This is a genomic window from Pseudomonas sp. SWRI99, from assembly GCF_014270125.1.
In the GTDB taxonomy this organism is placed as follows: Bacteria; Pseudomonadota; Gammaproteobacteria; order Pseudomonadales; family Pseudomonadaceae; genus Aquipseudomonas; species Aquipseudomonas hamedanensis.
Window position 1 is genome coordinate 1 of sequence record NZ_JABWQR010000019.1, and the last position, 19,509, is coordinate 19,509.

Genomic DNA, 19,509 nt, shown 5'->3' on the forward strand with positions numbered 1-19,509 from the left:
CACAGGGGCTGCGTCGCCGGGCGGGAGCAAGCTCCCTCGCCACAGGGGCTGCGTCGCCGGGCGGGAGCAAGCTCCCTTGCCACAGGGGCTGCGTCGCCGGGCGGGAGCAAGCTCCCTTGCCACAGGGGCTGCGTCGCCGGGCGGGAGCAAGCTCCCTCGCCACAGGGGCTGCGTCGCCGGGCGGGAGCAAGCTCCCTCGCCACAGGGGACTGTATCGCCGAGCGGGAGCAAGCTCCCTCGCCACAGGGGACTGTATCGCCGAGCGGGAGCAAGCTCCCTTGCCACAGGGACTGTGTCGCCGAGCTGCTGCGGCAATGAGACAACTTGTCACGCGGCAAACGACCACGCAGTTCATCGGCGAAAATGGGACTACTCTTTTAACGTTGCTTGATCCAGATCAAGACCGCTCGCGCAATTGATCTGACGGCCAGTTGGCCAGACTCCCTGCGTTGCGATGGTTGTAAAAAAAGAACGAATCCGAATTCGCCGCACTCCATATCCGTGGGGGCAGTGGTGCAGGCCTCCGGGTCCGCCACCCGTACTACCTGACAGAGGAAGCCATATGTTCGGTTTAGAGGCTCTCGATCTCGCCCGAATTCAGTTCGCGTTTACCATCTCGTTCCACATCCTGTTCCCGGCGATCACCATCGGCCTGGCCAGTTACCTGGCGGTGCTCGAAGGCCTGTGGCTGAAGACCCGCAACGACACCTACCGTGACCTCTACCATTTCTGGTCGAAGATCTTTGCCGTCAATTTCGGCATGGGCGTGGTCTCCGGTCTGGTCATGGCGTACCAGTTCGGCACCAACTGGAGCCGCTTCTCGGATTTCGCCGGGGCGGTCACCGGACCGTTGCTGACCTATGAGGTGCTCACGGCGTTTTTCCTCGAAGCCGGTTTCCTCGGGGTGATGCTGTTCGGCTGGAACAAGGTCGGGCGCGGCCTGCACTTCTTCTCGACGGTGATGGTGGCCGTGGGCACGCTGATTTCGACGTTCTGGATTCTGGCGTCCAACAGCTGGATGCAGACGCCGCAGGGCTTTGAGATCGTCAACGGCCAGGTCATTCCGACCGACTGGCTGGCCATTATTTTCAACCCGTCATTCCCTTATCGCTTGATGCACATGGCCACCGCCGCGTTCATCGCAACGGCGTTCTTTGTCGGCTCTTCAGCGGCCTGGCACTTGCTGCGCGGCCGGGACAACCCGGCGATTCGCACCATGTTGTCGATGGCGATGTGGATGGCGCTGATCGTCGCGCCGATTCAAGCGGTCATTGGCGACTTCCATGGCCTCAACACGCTCAAACACCAGCCGGCGAAAATCGCTGCGATCGAAGGCCACTGGGAAAACATTGGCGACGAAGCCACGCCGCTGATTCTGTTCGGCTGGCCGGACATGAAAGAAGAGCGCACCAAATTTGCCGTGGAGATTCCTTACCTGGGCAGCCTGATCCTCACCCACTCGCTGGACAAGCAGGTGCCGGCGCTCAAGGAATTCCCGCCCGAAGACCGGCCGAATTCGACCATCGTGTTCTGGTCGTTCCGGATCATGGTCGGCCTTGGCTTCCTGATGATTTTCACTGGGCTGTGGAGCCTGTGGCTGCGCAAGCGTGACGCGCTCTACACCTCGCGACCGTTCCTGCATCTGGCGTTGTGGATGGGGCCGTCCGGCCTGATTGCGATACTTGCCGGTTGGTTCACCACCGAAATCGGTCGTCAGCCGTGGGTGGTCTACGGCTTGATGCGAACGGCGGATGCCTCGTCCAATCACAGCTTCATGCAGATGAGCATCACCCTGATCATGTTCGTCGTGGTGTATTTCGCCCTGTTCGGCGCGGGCCTGGGCTACATGATGCGCCTGGTGCGCAAGGGGCCGAAGATCAGCGAAGGCAGCGATACGCCGGACGGTGGTCCGGGCCAGAAACGTACACCGGCGCGTCCACTGTCTGCGGCCGACGATCCGGGCGACGGCGAACACGAAGACAACACTCGCTTGACCAAGGAGATTTGACTCATGGGTATTGATCTTCCGCTGATCTGGGCCGTGATCATCATCTTCGGCATCATGATGTACGTGGTCATGGACGGCTTCGACCTGGGCATCGGCATTCTCTTCCCGTTCGTCCCCGGCAAGACCGACCGCGACGTGATGATGAACACCGTCGCCCCGGTCTGGGACGGCAACGAAACCTGGCTCGTGCTGGGCGGCGCTGCGTTGTTCGGGGCGTTTCCGCTGGCCTATTCGGTGGTGCTGTCGGCGCTATACCTGCCGCTGATCTTCATGCTGATGGGGCTGATTTTCCGCGGCGTGGCCTTTGAGTTTCGCTTCAAGGCCAAAGATGAAAAACGCCATCTGTGGGACAAGGCATTCATCGGCGGCTCGATCGCGGCGACCTTCTTTCAAGGCGTGGCGCTCGGTGCATTCATCGACGGTTTGCCCGTGGTCAATCGGCAGTTCGCCGGTGGTTCGCTGGACTGGCTGACACCGTTCACGCTGTTCTGTGGCGCCGCACTGGTAGTGGCGTATGCGTTGCTCGGTTGTACCTGGCTGATCATGAAGACCGAAGGCAAGCTGCAAGAGCAAATGCATGATCTGGCGCGGCCGCTGGCATTCGTGCTGTTGGCGGTGATTGGTATTGTCAGTATCTGGACGCCACTGTCGCACCCGGAAATCGCCTCACGCTGGTTCAGCATGCCGAACCTGTTCTGGTTCATGCCGGTGCCGATTCTGGTGCTGGTCACCTTGTACGGCCTGATCCGCGCGGTTGCGCGCAATGCCAACTACACACCGTTCCTGCTGACGCTGGTACTGATCTTTCTCGGCTACAGCGGCCTGGGCATCAGTCTGTGGCCGAACATCGTGCCGCCGTCGATCTCGATCTGGGACGCTGCCGCACCGCCGCAAAGTCAGGGCTTCATGCTGGTTGGCACGCTGTTCATCATCCCGTTCATCCTGGGTTACACCTTCTGGAGCTATTACGTGTTCCGCGGCAAGGTCACCCATGAAGACGGTTATCACTAGTCTGCTGCTGGGCTTCCCTTGTGGGAGCGAGCCTGCTCGCGAAGGCGTCCTCAGTGACGCCTCTGCTTAACGGAGATCGATGCAATGACCGGCAAACATTCCCTGCACGACATTGAAGAAGCCGAAAAAAAACCGCTGTGGCAGCGGCTCGGCTGGTTGGCGCTGATCTGGGTCGGCAGTGTGGGCGTGCTGTTTATCGCCGCCAGCCTGATGCGCCTGTTCATGAACGCGGCCGGCTTGACCACGCACTGAAACACCCCGTCCCGGCGCCTTCGGGAACGGCTTTGCAACCCTCCTTGCGGAGGGTTTTTTTTGTCCGTGAGTTACTTGCGCGCTTTGAGAATTACGAATTTTGGCGTGGCTGCGACTTGTTCGACACCGCGGAACAGGCGCGCCAGTTTGCTGTGATAACCCAGGTGACGATTGCCGACGATGTACAGCGCACCGCCCACCACCAGCGCCTCACGCGCCTGCTGGAACATGCGCCAGGCGAGGAAGTCGCCAACCACTTGCTGTTGATGAAAGGGCGGATTGCACAACACCACGTCCAGCGATTGCGGTGCTTGCCCGGCCAGACCATCGTCAGCCCGCACGGTCACTTCGCGATCACCCAGCACGGCCCGCCAGTTTTCTGCGGCCGATTGCACGGCCATGAACGATTCGTCGACCAGCGTGTAGTGCGCCTGGGGATTGTCCAGCGCGCTGACGATTGCCAGTACCCCGTTGCCGCAGCCGAGGTCGGCAACGCGCGCACCGCCAAGGTTTTTCGGCAAATGCGCGAGAAAGGCTCGCGTGCCGATGTCCAGGCCGTCACGGCAAAATACGTTGGCATGATTGCGCAGTTCGATTGCCGGTTCGTCGAGCCGATAGGTCGAAGGGTAGGGCGAAACGGCCGGTGCCTTGGCTTCGGGTGTCGCGATCAGCAGACGGGCCTTTTTCACCGCCAGTGAGGCTTGTACCGGTCCGATATAGCGCTCCAGCAGATCGCCGGCCGCACGTGGCAGGTGTTTGACCATGGCCGCCGCGATCACTTCAGCGCCGGGGGCCAGTTGGCCATGCAGGCGGATCAATTGTTCTTCGAGTAGCGCCAGGGTTTTCGGCACGCGGATCAGCACGCGGTCGAACGGCCCGACCACGGGCTCGCTGGCGGGAATCGGGCGGATTGCATCAAACGCGTGACCGTTGCGCTGCAGGTTCTTTTCCAGCCCCAGAAACCCCAGGTACGAATCGCCACTGTTGCTGACGTCGACCTTGCCCAGCAGGCTCGCCGCCAACGCGCCGAAGCTGTCGTTGAGCACCAGAACCCGCGTGCTCGCCGGCGGTTGCTGCGCCGCCAGATAGTTGAGCAAGTATTCATCGGCCGCATCGAACGCCTGCAGCGGTTCGTTCTGCTGTTCGGGTTGGCGGATCAAATCGAGTTGGGCGAAGGGCGTATCGAGCAAAGGCATGGGGCGGGGACTCTGATAATCGGCGGGTTCGCGCAGCCAGGCTGTGGCGCGGCGCAACCTGGCCGAGTGGACTGCGATGCAAGCGGTGTGCGTCATCACTCGGAGAGGGCGTAAATGTTACTTTTTTTTCTTGGTAAATACCCGCAAGTTTTCATTTCGATGCCAGGCGCAGGGATCAGAGGAAGCCGGCTTTGGCAGCCTTGAGGACTGCGGAAATCTTGTTGCAGGCGTCGAGCTTTTCCATCAGGTTTTTCACGTGATAATTCACCGTACGCTCGCTCAGGTTGAGGATCTTTGCGATCTCGTAGGCAGTCTTGCCGACGGCTGACAGTTGCAAGACCTCCAGCTCCCTGGGCGACAGGCGTGGGTGGCAGGGCCTGGCGGGACATTTTGGCATTGACCGCATAAACAGCTCACTGAAGTGGCTGGCGGCATAAAAGATGTAGCCGAAGTGTTCATACAGCTCAAGTGCACTGATCGGACAGCTGTGTCGGGCCAGGCTGATGACGCTGCACAACCCGCTTTCTTCGTGATGAAAGGCCTGTGACCAGCCATGCTGCAAGCCATGTTGCTGTAATGCCTGCCAAAGTTCAGGCGTGCCGGAAAAAGCCGACTGCTCCCAGACGATGGGCAGCGTTGAATGATTGCAATGAGCTACTATTGGGTCGATACATTTAAAGTTCTGTTTGTCATATTGCAAGTTCCACTCTTTGGGGTAGTTGTTGATTCGCAAGGTGTCCAGAAGTACTTCCCGACGGGGTGAACTGACCGAAATTGCGCAATAGTCGAAACCGAGGTTTTCGGCGAATCTCTGCAGGATCGGGTAAGCGGCATCTATTCCCTTGGCATAAGACAGTAGTTTCAGCTGCGATTCTTTCCACGTTTCCATACCTACTCTCCATTTTTTTACAGTTGCATCTTGGATCCATTAAGCGGCACGCAACGGAGTGTAGGATGTTTCCTGCGAGTAGCTGTGGATTTTTTCGCAATTGAAACTACTGCCGTTTGGCTTAAAGGTTATGAGTCTTTCGTTAATATTTAACCTGTCATCTTAAGCTCAGGATTAAAGTCCATTCACTGCTAATCACAAACGATGCAGGCGCTGTACTGAATGCCATTACCAATCATCGGTGTTTAGGCCGGCCAATTTGCGGGACACTGTAGGCAGATCTTCGTAGGAGACGCCCATGACCGCCAGTGCAGAGAAATACACCATTCAGACCTTGCTCGATGTGCAGCCATTGACACCGGGCCTGTTCACCCTGCGCACGACCCGCGATGCGGGTTTTCGTTTTCGCGCCGGACAGTTCGCCAGGCTTGGCGTGACCAAGGCTGATGGCAGCATAGTCTGGCGGGCGTATTCGATGGTGTCGTCGCCATTTGACGAGTTCCTTGAGTTTTTCTCCATCGTGGTGCCGGGCGGTGAGTTCACCAGTGAGCTGAGTCGGCTGCAGGTGGGCGATACGCTGCTGGTCGATCGCCAGGCGTTCGGCTACCTGACCCTGGATCGCTTCAACGATGGCCGGGATCTTTGGTTATTGTCCACAGGTACGGGGGTGGCGCCGTTTCTGTCGATCCTGCAGGACTTCGAAGTCTGGGAAAAATTCGAGCGCATTATTTTGGTCTACAGCGTGCGCGAAGCTCGGGAACTGGCGTACCAGCCGCTGATCGCCGGCCTGAAGCAGCGCGAGTACCTGAGTGAATACGCCCACAAATTGCAGTTCATCCCCACGGTAACGCGGGAGGCATCGGCAGGGGCGCTGAACGGGCGTATCACTGCACTCATCGAAAACGGCGAGCTGGAGCGGGTCGCTGGCGTGGAGCTGAGCCCTGAGCATTCGCGGGTCATGCTGTGTGGCAATCCGCAAATGATCGATGACACCCGTGCGCTGCTGAAAAAGCGCCACATGAGCCTGAGTCTAACCCGTCGGCCCGGGCAGATTGCGGTGGAAAACTACTGGTAGAAAAACGGCACCTCGCGGGTGCCGTTAGCGGTTGTGACGACCTTCAGGGCTGATTGTTCTGTGCCTTGAGCAGGTCGCGAATCTCGCCCAGCAGTTCCTCTTCCTTGGTCGGCACCGGCGGCAGCGTTGGGGCTACCGCCTCTTCGCGTTTCAGACGGTTGATGGCTTTGACGCCCATGAAAATCGCGAAAGCCACGATTACGAAGTCCAGAACGCTCTGGATGAACTTGCCGTAGGCCAGCATCACCGCGGGCGCATTGCCCTCGGCAGCCTTGAGCGTGATGGCTAAATCACTGAAGTCGACCCCGCCGATCAGCAGGCCGATTGGCGGCATGATGACGTCACCGACAAACGACGAAACAATCTTGCCGAAGGCGGCACCGATGATGATACCGACGGCCATGTCGACCACATTGCCTTTGACCGCAAAGGCCTTGAACTCACTTAGCACGCCCATAGGTTATTTCCTTGTTACAGATGAGGTTGGTGTAGCAGTGTAAATCAGCCAAACGCGTCCTGCGCGAAACACCTCCTTACAATGCCCGTTTTTATCGACACATTAATTTTCGATTAGTTTGCAAAGTGCCACTAATCGCGCGCGAAATACGCCGTAACCGGCTGATCGGATAGCTATTTTTTTCAATCATGACCTTACGAACTTTCTATTTATGTTTGCCGGCTCAGCCCTCTAGCCTCTGGTTGGCGCACCTGGATGCGCCCAAAACAACCAGAGGAACCTGATATGACTCCCACTCTTGGCCTCGGGGCTTTTCCCCATCGCCGCACCCTCGGCGTACTCACCGCCAGCCTGTTGACGTTCTCCGTGCATGCCGCGCCCCTGACGCGCGATAACGGCGCTGCGGTCGGCGACAATCAGAACTCGCAAACCGCCGGTGCCAACGGCCCGGTGCTGCTGCAGGATGTGCAGTTGATCCAGAAGCTGCAGCGATTTGACCGTGAACGCATTCCCGAGCGCGTGGTGCATGCGCGCGGCACCGGTGCCCACGGCACCTTCACCGTGACCAACGACCTGAGCGACCTGAGCAAGGCCAAGGTCTTCGCCGCAGGCCAGAGCACCCCGGTGTTTGTGCGCTTTTCGGCGGTGGTGCATGGCAACCACTCCCCGGAAACCCTGCGCGACCCACGCGGTTTTGCCACCAAGTTCTACACCGCCGACGGTAACTGGGACCTGGTCGGCAACAACTTCCCGACCTTCTTCATCCGCGACGCAATCAAGTTTCCGGACATGGTGCATGCGTTCAAGCCCGACCCGCGCACCAACCTCGACGATGACTCGCGTCGATTCGACTTCTTCTCCCACGTGCCGGAAGCCACGCGCACGCTGACCGAGTTGTATTCCAACTCGGGAACGCCAGCCAGTTATCGGCAAATGGACGGTAACGGTGTTCACGCCTATAAGTTGATCAACGCCAAGGGCGAAGTGCATTACGTGAAGTTCCACTGGAAGAGTTTGCAGGGGATCAATAACCTCACGCCGAAAGAAGTCAGCAACGTTCAGGGTCAGGACTACAGTCATATGACCAATGACTTGGTGACTCATATAAACAAGGGCGACTTTCCGAAGTGGGACTTGTACGTTCAAGTATTGAAACCGCAAGATTTGTCCAAGTTTGATTTTGATCCGCTGGATGCAACCAAGATATGGCCGGGTGTTCCAGAACGAAAAGTTGGACAAATGGTATTGAACCGTAATCCAGCCAATGTGTTCCAGGAAACCGAACAAGTGGCAATGGCACCGGCCAATATTGTTCCCGGCATCGAGCCGTCAGAAGATCGTTTGTTGCAAGGTCGGGTGTTCTCTTATGCCGATACGCAAATGTACCGCTTGGGCGCCAATGCTTTGCAATTGCCGATCAATGCCGCGAAAGTTGCAGTCAATAACGGCAATCAGGATGGCGCGATGAACTTCGGGGCCAGCCGCTCCGGGGTCAATTACCAGCCGAGCCGCCTGCAACCACGGGAAGAGACCGAGACGGCACGTTACAGCCAGCTGGCACTGACGGGCAGCACCCAGCAGGCGAAGATCCAGCGCGAGCAGAACTTCAAGCAGGCCGGTGATCTGTATCGCTCGTTCAGCCAGCAGGAGCGTCGTGACCTGATCGATAGCTTCGGCGGCTCTCTGGCCACCACCGATGATGAGAGCAAGCACATCATCCTGTCCTTCCTTTATAAGGCCGATCCGGAATACGGCAGCGGCGTGACCAAAGTGGCCAAGGGTGACCTGAGCCGGGTCAAGGCACTGGCGGCAAAACTCACCGACTGATTGTCGCGGCCATGCCATGCGGGGCCTGAATCGGGCCCCGTTCTGTTCAAGGAGACGGCGTATGCGTATTTATCTGTTATTGCTGCTCGGCAGCCTGTCCTGGTCGGCGCTGGCCGAACAGAGTCCCGAGTCGGTCAAGGCGCAGTTGCAGGATTATCTGTTCGATGCCGCCCGGCGCGGCGACGTACCGATGCTCGAGACGTTTATCGAGGCCGGTTATCCCCTCGACACCCGCGACAGCAAGGGCTACACCGCGTTGATCCTCACGGCCTATCACGGTCAGGCGCCAGCGGTGGAGCGCTTGCTTGCTGCCGGAGCGGATGCCTGCGCTCAGGATCAGCGCGGCAACACGGCGCTGATGGGGGCGATCTTCAAAGGCGAGGTGCAGATTGCCCGACGTTTGATGGCCACCGATTGCAGCCCTGACCAGCGCAACGGCGCGGGGCAGACCGCTGCCATGTATGCAGGTTTGTTCAAGCGCCTGGAGCTGCTTGACGCGCTGAAAGCCAAAGGTGCCGACCTCAATGCCGAAGATCCGCTGGGCAACAGCGCCGCACGTCTGGCCAGCGGCGAAATCCGCAGCGCTGCACCGCGCTGATCGGCGATGGCTGCGTTATCATCGCGGTTTTTGCCGGGGGATCGAGATGGCCAAGGCCAAGCGCATGTACGGTTGCACCGAGTGTGGCGCAACCTTTCCCAAGTGGGCCGGCCAGTGCGGTGAGTGCGGTGCCTGGAACACCCTGACCGAAACCATGATCGAAAGCGGCGGCGCCACGGCACCCACCGGGCGCACTGGTTGGGCCGGGCAGCAGGCGCAGATCAAGACGCTGGCCGAAGTCAGCATCGAAGAAATTCCACGTTTTTCCACCGCTTCCGGTGAACTGGATCGTGTCCTTGGCGGCGGTCTGGTCGATGGTTCGGTGGTGTTGATCGGCGGTGACCCGGGGATCGGCAAGTCGACCATCCTGCTACAGACCTTGTGCAACCTCGCCAAGAGCATGCCGGCGCTGTACGTCACTGGCGAAGAATCCCAGCAACAAGTGGCGATGCGCGCACGCCGTCTCGGGCTGCCCCAGGATCAGTTGCGGGTGATGACCGAAACCTGCATCGAAACCATCATTGCCACCGCCCGCCAGGAAAAACCCAAGGTGATGGTGATCGACTCGATCCAGACGATCTTCACCGAGCAGCTGCAATCGGCGCCGGGCGGCGTGTCCCAGGTGCGTGAGAGTGCGGCGCTGCTGGTGCGCTATGCCAAGCAGAGCGGCACGGCGATTTTCCTCGTCGGCCACGTCACCAAGGAGGGCGCGCTGGCCGGTCCCCGCGTGTTGGAGCACATGGTCGACACTGTGCTGTATTTTGAGGGCGAGTCCGATGGCCGGCTGCGCTTGTTGCGTGCGGTGAAAAACCGTTTCGGTGCGGTCAACGAACTGGGCGTGTTCGGCATGACCGACAAAGGCCTGAAAGAAGTCTCCAACCCGTCGGCGATTTTTCTCACCCGCGCCCAGGAAGAAGTCCCTGGCAGCGTGGTCATGGCGACGTGGGAGGGCACCCGGCCGATGCTGGTCGAAGTGCAGGCACTGGTCGATGACAGCCATCTGGCCAATCCACGGCGGGTGACACTGGGGCTGGATCAGAACCGTTTGGCGATGCTGCTCGCGGTATTGCACCGTCATGGCGGCATTCCGACCCATGATCAGGATGTGTTTCTCAACGTGGTCGGTGGTGTCAAGGTGCTGGAAACCGCGTCCGATCTGGCATTGATGGCGGCGGTGATGTCTAGCTTGCGCAACCGGCCGTTGCCGCATGATTTGCTGGTGTTTGGCGAAGTCGGCTTGTCCGGCGAAGTGCGCCCGGTGCCGAGCGGGCAGGAGCGCTTGAAGGAAGCGGCCAAGCATGGTTTCAAGCGCGCCATCGTGCCCAAGGGCAACGCCCCGAAGGAAGCGCCGGCGGGGTTGCAGATCATCGCAGTGACGCGCCTCGAACAAGCCCTCGACGCGCTTTTCGAATAACCACGATTCCCCTGTAGGAGTGAGCCTGCTCGCGATAGCGGTATATCAGCCAATGATTGGTTGAATGACAGACCGCTATCGCGAGCAGGCTCACTCCTACATTTGATCGGTGGTGATTTCTAGATCTCGATCAGCGCAGCCAACTCGCGCTCAAGTTCCGCTTCATCCGCCAGGTTCAGCTCGATCAATCGCCGCAGACGCTGGATCGATTCCAGGCTGATATGGCGACAGATGAATCCCAAGTGGCCGTCTTCCTCATGGGCCAGGTGCACGTCCATCTTGATATCGACGTCTTCGCTCAGATGAATGTCGACGAAAAAGTCCTGTTCACGATCTCCCAGCCACGGCTCCGGCCGTTCGATCAGCAATCCCTTGAGCGACAGGTCAATCAGCGTGACCGGCCAGATGTACTCGCCCTGACTCAGCTCGGTGCGGGCATCGAACGCAATACGTTTGAAGCGACGGCGATTGGCGGGGTGCTCACTCATGGCGTAATCCTCATGAAGGTTCGCTGACTATAGACCCCGAAAGCGGCGGCCAGCCAATCAACCAGGCGTCTAGACCAATGTCGGGGTATGGCCTTTGGCGCCGTAAGCGCTAAACTCGGGGTGGCTGTCTTTCTTGTCCACCCTGGCTGGAATAAAAAAATGAAAAATAATAATAGCCTGCTACGCCACTTACCCTGGCTAGTGCTGGCAATCGTAGGAGCGTGCGCCCTGGGCGTAGTGGCATTGCGCCGAGGCGAGGCGATCAACGCCTTGTGGATTGTGGTCGCTGCCGTGGCCATTTATCTGGTTGCGTACCGTTACTACAGCCTGTTCATCGCCAACCATGTGATGCAACTGGATCCGCGTCGGGCCACCCCCGCCGTGCTCAACAACGATGGTCTGGACTATGTACCGACCAACAAACACATTCTTTTCGGTCACCACTTCGCGGCCATCGCTGGCGCGGGGCCACTGGTCGGCCCGGTATTGGCAGCGCAGATGGGCTATCTGCCCGGCACGCTCTGGCTGATTGCCGGTGTGGTGCTGGCGGGCGCGGTGCAGGACTTCATGGTCCTGTTCATGTCGACCCGACGCAACGGCCGTTCCTTGGGCGACATGGTGCGTGAAGAAATGGGCCGGATTCCCGGTACCATCGCGCTGTTCGGCTGCTTCCTGATCATGATCATCATCCTTGCGGTGCTGGCGCTGATCGTGGTCAAGGCGCTGGCCGAGAGTCCTTGGGGCATCTTCACCGTAATGGCGACCATCCCGATCGCGATGTTCATGGGCATTTACATGCGCTACATCCGTCCGGGGCGCATCGGCGAAATCTCCGTGGTCGGTGTGTTGCTGCTGCTCGGTTCGATCTGGCTGGGTGGGCAGATTGCCGCCGATCCGGTATGGGCCAAGGCGTTCACCTTCACCGGCGTGCAGATTACCTGGATGCTGGTCGGTTACGGTTTTGTGGCAGCGTCGCTGCCGGTCTGGCTGATTCTGGCACCGCGTGACTACCTGTCGACGTTCCTCAAGATCGGCACCATCGTTGCGCTGGCGATCGGCATTCTGGTGACCATGCCCGAGCTGAAAATGCCGGCGCTGACGCAGTTTGTCGACGGCACAGGCCCGGTGTGGAAGGGCGGTCTGTTCCCGTTCCTGTTCATCACCATCGCCTGCGGTGCGGTATCGGGCTTCCATGCGCTGATCTCGTCGGGCACTACGCCGAAGCTGCTGGATAACGAAACCAACGCTCGCTACATCGGTTACGGCGGCATGTTGATGGAGTCGTTCGTGGCGATCATGGCCATGGTTGCCGCTTCGGTGATCGAGCCGGGCGTGTACTTCGCCATGAACAGCCCGGCAGCCGTGGTCGGCAGTGACGTTGTTTCGGTCGCGCAGGTCGTTACCAGTTGGGGCTTCGCGATTACGCCGGATGCGCTGCAAGCGGTGGCCAATGACATCGGTGAAACCACCATTCTGGCTCGCGCCGGTGGTGCGCCGACCCTGGCGGTAGGTATCGCGCAGATTTTGCACAGTGTCCTGCCGGGTGAAAACACCATGGCGTTCTGGTACCACTTCGCGATCCTGTTCGAAGCGCTGTTCATCCTTACCGCTGTCGACGCCGGCACCCGTGCCGGACGCTTCATGCTGCAGGATCTGCTTGGCTCCTTCGTACCGGCGCTCAAACGTACCGAATCCTGGACTGCCAACCTGATCGCCACCGCCGGTTGTGTCGCGATGTGGGGCTGGTTGCTGTATCAGGGCGTGATCGATCCACTGGGCGGCATCAACACCCTGTGGCCATTGTTCGGCATCTCCAACCAGATGCTCGCCGGTATCGCGCTGATGCTCGGCACCGTGGTCCTGATCAAGATGAAGCGCCAGCGCTACATTTGGGTCACCCTGTTGCCGGCCACCTGGCTGCTGATCTGCACCACAACGGCAGGCTTCATCAAACTGTTCGACGCCAACCCGGCGATCGGCTTCCTGTCCCTGGCGAAGAAGTACAGCGATGCGCTGGCCAACGGTCAGGTGCTGGCACCGGCAAAAAGCGTTGAGCAGATGCAGCACGTGATCTTCAACGCCTATACCAACGCAACGCTCACGACGCTGTTCCTGTTCGTGGTCTTCAGCATCCTGTTCTATGCGCTCAAGGTTGGCATCGCCGCCTGGGGCAAAAAAGAGCGTACGGATAAAGAATCGCCATTCCAGGCCCTGCCGGATGCGTAACCAGAGGATTGCACCATGTTCAATGACCTGAGTCGCCTCGGTAAATACCTCGGTCAGGCCGCGCGCCTGATGGTCGGCATGCCCGACTACGACACCTACGTCGAGCATATGCAAACCAAACACCCGGACAAACCGGTGATGAGCTACGAGATGTTCTTTCGCGAACGTCAAGAAGCCCGTTACGGTGGCAAGGGTGGGCCCAAGTGCTGTTGAGCTGACAGCCTCGGGTTGATGCAATCCCCCTGTGGGAGCGGGCTTGCTCGCGAAAGCGCAGTGTCAGTCGATGATGGTGTTGACTGATCCACCGCCTTCGCGAGCAAGCCCGCTCCCACATTTGTTTTTGTGTTGTCCATTCATTTTGTGAAGGAGAAAGCATTTGTCCTCTCCCATACCGGTCACGGTACTCAGCGGCTTCCTTGGCGCCGGCAAGACCACGTTGCTGCGTCATCTGCTCAAAGCCGAGCACGGCCTGAAAATCGCCGTGATCGAAAACGAATTCAGCGACGCCGGTATCGATACTCAGTTGCTGGGTGACGAGCCGGTGCAAGTCATGACACTGGCCAACGGCTGTGTCTGCTGCACCATTCACACTGATCTGACCAAGGCGCTGTATTTACTGCTCGAGCGCCTGGACAGCGGCGAGATCGCTTTCGACCGACTGGTGATCGAGTGCACCGGTCTGGCCGACCCGGCGCCCGTGGCGCAGACGTTTTTCATCGACGAAGAGTTGCGCGAGCGTTACCTGCTCGACGGCGTCATCACTCTGGTCGACGCCGCCCACGCCGACGTGCACCTGACCCAGACCATCGCTCAGGCGCAAATCGGTTTTGCCGACCGTTTGCTGGTGAGCAAGACCGATCTGGTCGACGCAGCGACGTTCGACGCATTGAGCGAGCGGCTGACGCGGATCAACCGCCGCGCGCCGATTCGTGTGGTCGAGCATGGCAACATTGATCTGGCCGAATTGCTCGATGTGCGCGGCTTTAACTTGAATGCCGATCTTGGCGGTGGATTGAGTCTGCGTCCGGTGGGCAAGGCCCCGTCCATCGACCGCATTTCCAGTGTGGTGCTGCGCACCGATCAGGCGCTGGATATCGATCAGCTCAGCGAGTTCATGAATGAGCTGCTGGAAGAACACGGCAAACAATTGCTGCGTTACAAAGGCGTGCTGAACATTGCCGGTGAGGATCGGCGCCTGGTGTTTCAGGGCGTGTTGAAACTCTATGGTTTCGACTGGGACAGCGAATGGGCCGAGGGTGAGGCGCGGGAAAGCGTGATCGTGTTTATTGCCGATGAGTTGCCGGAAGAGAAGATTCGGGTGGGGTTTGCCAGGGTGGCTGCGCAGCAGAGCTGAATATTTGCAGGCTGGAAGGGCCTCTTCGCGAGCAAGCTCGCTCCCACAATGGATCCGCATTCCTACTGACAGAACGCAGTCCACTGTGGGAGCGAGCTTGCTCGCGAAGGCGATCTAACCGGCAGCACAGTGTTTGATCGTTGAACCCAGCAGTGTCTGTGCCAGCTGATCCAAATGCTGATTCATCAAAAACTCTGCGTTCACCGCATCGCCGCGTTCAACGGCATCAGCAATTGCTGAATGCTCCTGCCACGCGCAGCAGCTATGCGTCTGGCCCGCACTTCGCGCAACCGCCAATGACGTAACAGGTACAAGGCTGCCAAGAAAATTCGCCAACGGCACATTCCCCGCCATCCGCGCCAACTGCAGGTGAAACTCCCCCGACAAACGAATCGCCGCCCCCCGCCGGTCCTGCTCGACGGCGCGCTTCTCGCGTTCAACCGAGGTGCGCAAGCATTTCAATTCATTTACCCGCGGACGCTGACACGCCAACCGTACCAACGTGATCTCAGCCAGCCGCCGTGCATGCAGGGTCTGCCTGATCAATTCCCGATCAGGCGCCGCCACGCGCGGCCGATGATTGGCCCGCAGCACTACGATCTGCTCATGGGCCAGTTGCGTCAGCACTCGCCGGACATCGGCACGACTGGCACTAAACATATCCTTCAGGCTGTCCTCGGTGAAACGGCTGTCGGCATCGATACGCTGCTCGAGAATCGCATCGAACAGTCGTGGGTAAAGGTCCTCCACCGGCATCCGCAGGCGCGAGAAGGGCAGGGCGGTCGAGTGCGGGTGCGGCGCGGAAGCGAAACTGTTCATGGCCGGTCTCCAAAGGATCAGTGGGGCAGGTTGTCATCCGGGATATTCAGCTCAATGCCCATGCGCCGACCTTCACGCAGAATGTGCCGACGCATTTCGGCGCTGGCCTGGGCGCTGTTCTTGCTGCGAATCGCGCGGACCACGGCTTCGTTTTCCTCCAGCCGCTCGGCCAGATGTTCCGGTGAATTGCGCAGCACTTCGGCGCTCTGCTTGAGGGCGTTGCTGGTCTGCTGCACCACGCTCTGGAAAATCGGATTCGAGGTCAGTGCGAACAGCTCTTCGTGGAAGGCGATGTAGGCGCTGACCCCGGCTTCGCTGTCGCCGGCCTCGAGGGCTTCGCGCATGTCCATCAGGGTCAGGCGCAACTGGCCAACTTCCTTGCTGCTGATCGATTGCGCGACCAGCCCGACAATGAACGGCTCCAGGGTGTAGCGCAGTTGCAGCACGTCTTCGAGGCTCGCGCCGGCGACTGCGCTGTCGTGGCTCTGGCTGTCGATCAGTTGCGCGTCGAGGACGACCACGCCTTTGCCCGGCATCGAGCGCACCAGGCCGAGGGTTTCCAGAACAATCACCGCCTCGCGCAGGCTCGGGCGGCTGATGCCCAATTGTTCGGCCAGTTCGCGCTGGCCCGGCAGCATATCGCCGGAGCGCCATTGCCCGCGGGCCAGGGCGGCGCGCAGTTTTTCCACCACTGAGTTGACGACGGTTGATGAAGTAATCACGTATTGGCTCCATTCGCCGTGCCTGCGGTCTGGCAGGCACGGCGCTCATTCAAAATTCTTTCGCCGCCGCTTGGGCGACCGTTTTTCTCGGTTGAAAGTTATAGCCTTGCTCGCCATTGAGCACCTTGTTCGCACGCTGCACGTCGATGTCCTTTTCCCAGCGAGCGATGGCCACGGTGGCGACGCAGTTGCCGATCAGGTTGGTCAGCGCGCGACCGATGCCCATGAACCAGTCCACCGCCAGCACCAGCACCAGTCCGACCACGGGAATGGCCGGGATTGCCGTCAGGGTTGCCGCAAGAATCACCAATGCCGAACCGGGGATGCCGTGGGCGCCCTTGGAGGTAATCAGCGAGACCAGCAAAATCGTCAGCAGATCGGCCATGGCCAGCGGTGTACCGGTAGCATTGGCGATGAAGACGATAGCGAGGGTCAGGTAAATCGAAAAACCGTCGAGGTTGAAGGAGTAACCGGTCGGAATCACCAGCCCTACCGTCGAACTGCCGATGCCCAAGTGTTCGAGCTTGCGCATGATCTGCGGCAGCACTGCATCAGAGGAGGCGGTGCCCATGACGATCAGCAATTCTTCGCGCAGGTACTTGAGCAGCGGCCACATGCGCAGGCCGGAGACGCGCATCACCAGACCGAGAATCAGCGCGACGAAGGCGATGCAGGTCAGGTAGAACAAGCCGACCAGACTGCCCAGATGCTGCAGCGAATCGAGGCCATATTTGCTGGTAGTGAAAGCGATGGCGCCGAACACGCCGATCGGCGCCAAACGTACGATCATGCCCATGATGCGGAAGATCACATGGCTCAGTTCGTTGATCAGCCGCGAGATTCCGGAAGCCGCTTCGCCAACCAGATTCAACGCACTGCCGAACAGTACCGAGAACAGCAGCACTTGCAGAATGTTGTTGTCGGCGAAGGCGCCGATCACCGAGGTCGGGATCAGGTCCATCAAGAATTGCGTGGTGGTGTGCAGGTGCTGGCCGCGCTCGGCGAGGTCGCCCATGTCGGCGGTGGAGAGTTGCTCCAGATGAATATTCGCGCCGCTGCCGATACCGGTGCTGAAGGCGAACACCAGGCCGATAATCAGCGCGAGGGTAGTCAGCACTTCGAAATAAATGACCGATTTGAGACCAATGCGCCCGACCTTCTTCAGATCGCCTGCGCCGCTGATGCCGCTGACCACCACGCAGAACACGATCAGGCCGATGAGCATCTTGATCAGTTTGATGAAACCGTCGCCGAGCGGTTTGAGCTGGGCCGAGTATTCAGGAAGGGTCAGCCCGCAGACGATGCCGAGCATCAGTCCGAGAACCACTTGGAGGAAGATTGAACGCGAGCACCATCTGAGCATGGGAGGAATCCTGGGTCGGTGTCCTGGCTGCCGCACGCTTGGCGCATCGGATTCAGGACTTAATTATTGTGGTCTTACCGGTATGTCCAGTGCAGGCGCAGTCTAGGCTTGGGTTTTTCCTGTTTACAAGAGGGAAAGATGAAATTGGCATGGCCGGTCTTACCGGTGATCCAAAAGCAATGATCGCAGCCTCCGGCAGCTCCTACGTTTGAAATGCGATTTCCCTGTAGGAGCTGCCGAAGGCTGCGATCTTTTGATCTTTTGATGTTTCATTCAGCCGAAAAAAAACCGGCCAATCACTTGGCCGGTTTTTCATGCTGCGGGTTTAACGTTGCGATTTACGCGCCGTATACCGGCAGTTTCTTGCAGATGGCTTTGACTTTCTCACGAACGGCGTCGATCACCGCTTCGTTGTTCAGGTCTGCCAGAATGTCGCAGATCCAGCCGGCCAGCTCTTTGCACTCAGCTTCTTTGAAACCACGAGTGGTCACAGCCGGGGTGCCGAAGCGCAGGCCGGAGGTGACGAACGGCGAGCGTGGATCGTTAGGCACGGAGTTCTTGTTCACGGTGATGAACGCTTTGCCCAAAGCGGCGTCGGCGTCTTTACCGGAGATTTCCTGCTTGATCAGCGACAGCAGGAACAGGTGGTTTTCGGTACCGCCGGAAACCACGTCGAAACCGCGCTCGATGAACACGCCGGCCATGGCCTTGGCATTCTTCACCACTTGTTGCTGGTAAACCTTGAACTCAGGCTGCAGCGCTTCCTTGAAGCAGATCGCTTTGGCGGCGATCACGTGTTCCAGCGGGCCGCCTTGGGCGCCCGGGAATACTGCGGAGTTGAGCTTCTTCTCGATCTCGGCGTTGGCGCGCGCCAGGATCAGACCGCCACGTGGACCGCGCAGGGTCTTGTGGGTGGTCGTGGTCACGACGTCAGCGAACGGCACCGGGTTCGGGTAGACGCCAGCGGCGACCAGACCGGCCACGTGGGCCATGTCGACGAACAGGTAGGCGCCGACTTTGTCAGCGATTTCGCGGAAGCGCGGGAAATCGAGAATCTGCGAGTAGGCAGAGAAACCGGCCACGATCATTTTCGGCTTGTGTTCTACCGCCAGGCGCTCGACTTCGTCGTAGTCGATCAGGCCGTTGGCGTCGATACCGTACTGGATGGCGTTGTACAGCTTGCCCGACGAGGAAACGCTGGCACCGTGGGTCAGGTGACCGCCGTGGGCCAGGCTCATGCCCAGAATGGTGTCGCCGGCCGACAGCAGGGCCAGGTACACAGCGGCGTTGGCTTGCGAACCGGCGTGCGGTTGAACGTTGGCGTAATCGGCGCCGAACAGCTCCTTGGCACGGTCGATCGCCAGTTGCTCAACCACGTCGACGTACTCGCAACCGCCGTAGTAGCGCTTGCCCGGGTAGCCTTCGGCGTACTTGTTGGTCAGAACCGAACCTTGAGCCTCCATCACCGCTGGGCTGGTGTAGTTTTCCGAAGCGATCAGCTCGATGTGTTCTTCCTGGCGCTGAGCTTCTTGCTCCATGGCGGCAAAAAGATCGGCGTCGTACTTGGCAATAGTCAAATCACGGCTGAACATGGCGGTCCTCAAGGATCGGGGGGGCAGAAAAGGGGGGCATTCTAACCCAACCGCTTTTATAAGGGCTATGAAACACAGTCAGGTTGTGGATAAGCGGGCTTCAAGCTTCAAGCTTCAAGCTGCAAGCCACAAGCCACAAGCCACAAGCTGCAAGCCACAAGCGGCAAGCAAAAGCTGATTCGCTCTTGCTTGTAGCTTGCTACTTGAAGCTGGCAGCT

18 protein-coding genes are annotated in these 19,509 nt (G+C 59.3%); 10 read left to right on the forward strand and 8 right to left on the reverse strand.

Annotated elements, in window-relative coordinates; translation table 11 throughout:
• Positions 1-562: 562 nt before the first annotated feature.
• The 3 genes from HU743_RS16455 (at position 563) to HU743_RS16465 (ending at position 3,271) form a co-directional block, all read left to right on the forward strand.
• On the forward strand, positions 563-2,008 hold the full coding sequence (locus HU743_RS16455) for a cytochrome ubiquinol oxidase subunit I (protein ID WP_186649837.1): 1,446 nt from the start codon (positions 563-565) through the stop codon (positions 2,006-2,008).
• A gap of 3 nt (positions 2,009-2,011) precedes the next feature.
• Entirely contained in the window at positions 2,012-3,019 is a 1,008-nt protein-coding gene (gene cydB / locus HU743_RS16460; RefSeq protein WP_186546843.1) for a cytochrome d ubiquinol oxidase subunit II, read from the forward strand.
• Positions 3,020-3,103: 84 nt separating this feature from the next.
• On the forward strand, positions 3,104-3,271 hold the full coding sequence (locus tag HU743_RS16465; RefSeq protein WP_095048725.1) for a DUF2474 domain-containing protein: 168 nt from the start codon (positions 3,104-3,106) through the stop codon (positions 3,269-3,271).
• Positions 3,272-3,342: 71 nt separating this feature from the next.
• Here the strand turns inward: HU743_RS16465 and HU743_RS16470 are convergent, their stop codons facing one another.
• Both HU743_RS16470 and HU743_RS16475 read right to left on the reverse strand, forming a co-directional pair.
• Positions 3,343-4,467 carry a class I SAM-dependent methyltransferase gene (locus HU743_RS16470; RefSeq protein ID WP_186649840.1) on the reverse strand — a complete coding sequence of 375 codons (1,125 nt, stop codon included), beginning with the start codon at positions 4,465-4,467 and terminating at the stop codon, positions 3,343-3,345.
• A 175-nt stretch (positions 4,468-4,642) separates the two neighbouring features.
• Entirely contained in the window at positions 4,643-5,356 is a 714-nt protein-coding gene (locus HU743_RS16475) for an autoinducer binding domain-containing protein (protein WP_186649843.1), read from the reverse strand.
• A gap of 298 nt (positions 5,357-5,654) precedes the next feature.
• Between HU743_RS16475 and HU743_RS16480 the strand changes: the two genes are divergently transcribed.
• Positions 5,655-6,431 (forward strand): ferredoxin--NADP reductase, encoded by a 777-nt coding sequence (locus HU743_RS16480; protein WP_186649847.1) that lies wholly within the window; start codon positions 5,655-5,657, stop codon positions 6,429-6,431.
• Positions 6,432-6,474: 43 nt separating this feature from the next.
• On the opposite strand, the gene mscL is transcribed toward HU743_RS16480, so the two are convergent.
• On the reverse strand, positions 6,475-6,888 hold the full coding sequence (gene mscL, locus HU743_RS16485) for a large-conductance mechanosensitive channel protein MscL (RefSeq protein WP_186631103.1): 414 nt from the start codon (positions 6,886-6,888) through the stop codon (positions 6,475-6,477).
• Positions 6,889-7,173: 285 nt separating this feature from the next.
• On the opposite strand from mscL, the gene katB reads away from it, so the two are divergent.
• From katB to radA, 3 genes are all read left to right on the forward strand, one after another.
• Positions 7,174-8,715 carry a catalase KatB gene (gene katB, locus HU743_RS16490; protein WP_186649850.1) on the forward strand — a complete coding sequence of 514 codons (1,542 nt, stop codon included), beginning with the start codon at positions 7,174-7,176 and terminating at the stop codon, positions 8,713-8,715.
• A 61-nt stretch (positions 8,716-8,776) separates the two neighbouring features.
• A complete protein-coding gene (locus HU743_RS16495; protein WP_186649853.1) occupies positions 8,777-9,313 on the forward strand; it encodes an ankyrin repeat domain-containing protein in 537 nt (178 codons plus the stop codon).
• 46 nt (positions 9,314-9,359) lie between these two features.
• Positions 9,360-10,727 (forward strand): DNA repair protein RadA, encoded by a 1,368-nt coding sequence (gene radA, locus HU743_RS16500; RefSeq protein ID WP_003228407.1) that lies wholly within the window; start codon positions 9,360-9,362, stop codon positions 10,725-10,727.
• 119 nt (positions 10,728-10,846) lie between these two features.
• Here the strand turns inward: radA and HU743_RS16505 are convergent, their stop codons facing one another.
• Positions 10,847-11,215: a PilZ domain-containing protein gene (locus HU743_RS16505; protein ID WP_186649856.1), complete on the reverse strand. Its 369-nt coding sequence runs from the start codon at positions 11,213-11,215 to the stop codon at positions 10,847-10,849.
• Between the two features lie 159 nt (positions 11,216-11,374).
• Here HU743_RS16505 and HU743_RS16510 point away from each other — a divergent pair, with 159 nt between their 5' ends.
• The 3 genes from HU743_RS16510 (at position 11,375) to yjiA (ending at position 14,795) form a co-directional block, all read left to right on the forward strand.
• Positions 11,375-13,441, forward strand: coding sequence for a carbon starvation CstA family protein (locus HU743_RS16510; RefSeq protein ID WP_186546850.1), 2,067 nt, complete (start codon positions 11,375-11,377; stop codon positions 13,439-13,441).
• A 15-nt stretch (positions 13,442-13,456) separates the two neighbouring features.
• The gene (locus HU743_RS16515; RefSeq protein ID WP_003228401.1) at positions 13,457-13,654 is read left to right on the forward strand and encodes a YbdD/YjiX family protein; all 198 of its coding nucleotides are present in this window, start codon (positions 13,457-13,459) and stop codon (positions 13,652-13,654) included.
• Positions 13,655-13,817: 163 nt separating this feature from the next.
• A complete protein-coding gene (yjiA, locus tag HU743_RS16520) occupies positions 13,818-14,795 on the forward strand; it encodes a GTPase (RefSeq protein WP_186649859.1) in 978 nt (325 codons plus the stop codon).
• 114 nt (positions 14,796-14,909) lie between these two features.
• Here yjiA and HU743_RS16525 read toward each other — a convergent pair whose 3' ends face one another.
• The 4 genes from HU743_RS16525 to glyA form a co-directional block, all read right to left on the reverse strand.
• Entirely contained in the window at positions 14,910-15,614 is a 705-nt protein-coding gene (locus HU743_RS16525; RefSeq protein ID WP_186649862.1) for a GntR family transcriptional regulator, read from the reverse strand.
• Positions 15,615-15,631: 17 nt separating this feature from the next.
• Entirely contained in the window at positions 15,632-16,336 is a 705-nt protein-coding gene (locus HU743_RS16530; protein WP_186649864.1) for an FCD domain-containing protein, read from the reverse strand.
• Positions 16,337-16,385: 49 nt separating this feature from the next.
• Positions 16,386-17,699 carry a C4-dicarboxylate transporter DctA gene (locus tag HU743_RS16535; protein WP_186649866.1) on the reverse strand — a complete coding sequence of 438 codons (1,314 nt, stop codon included), beginning with the start codon at positions 17,697-17,699 and terminating at the stop codon, positions 16,386-16,388.
• 338 nt (positions 17,700-18,037) lie between these two features.
• A complete protein-coding gene (gene glyA, locus HU743_RS16540; RefSeq protein ID WP_186649869.1) occupies positions 18,038-19,291 on the reverse strand; it encodes a serine hydroxymethyltransferase in 1,254 nt (417 codons plus the stop codon).
• Positions 19,292-19,509 lie beyond the last annotated feature (218 nt).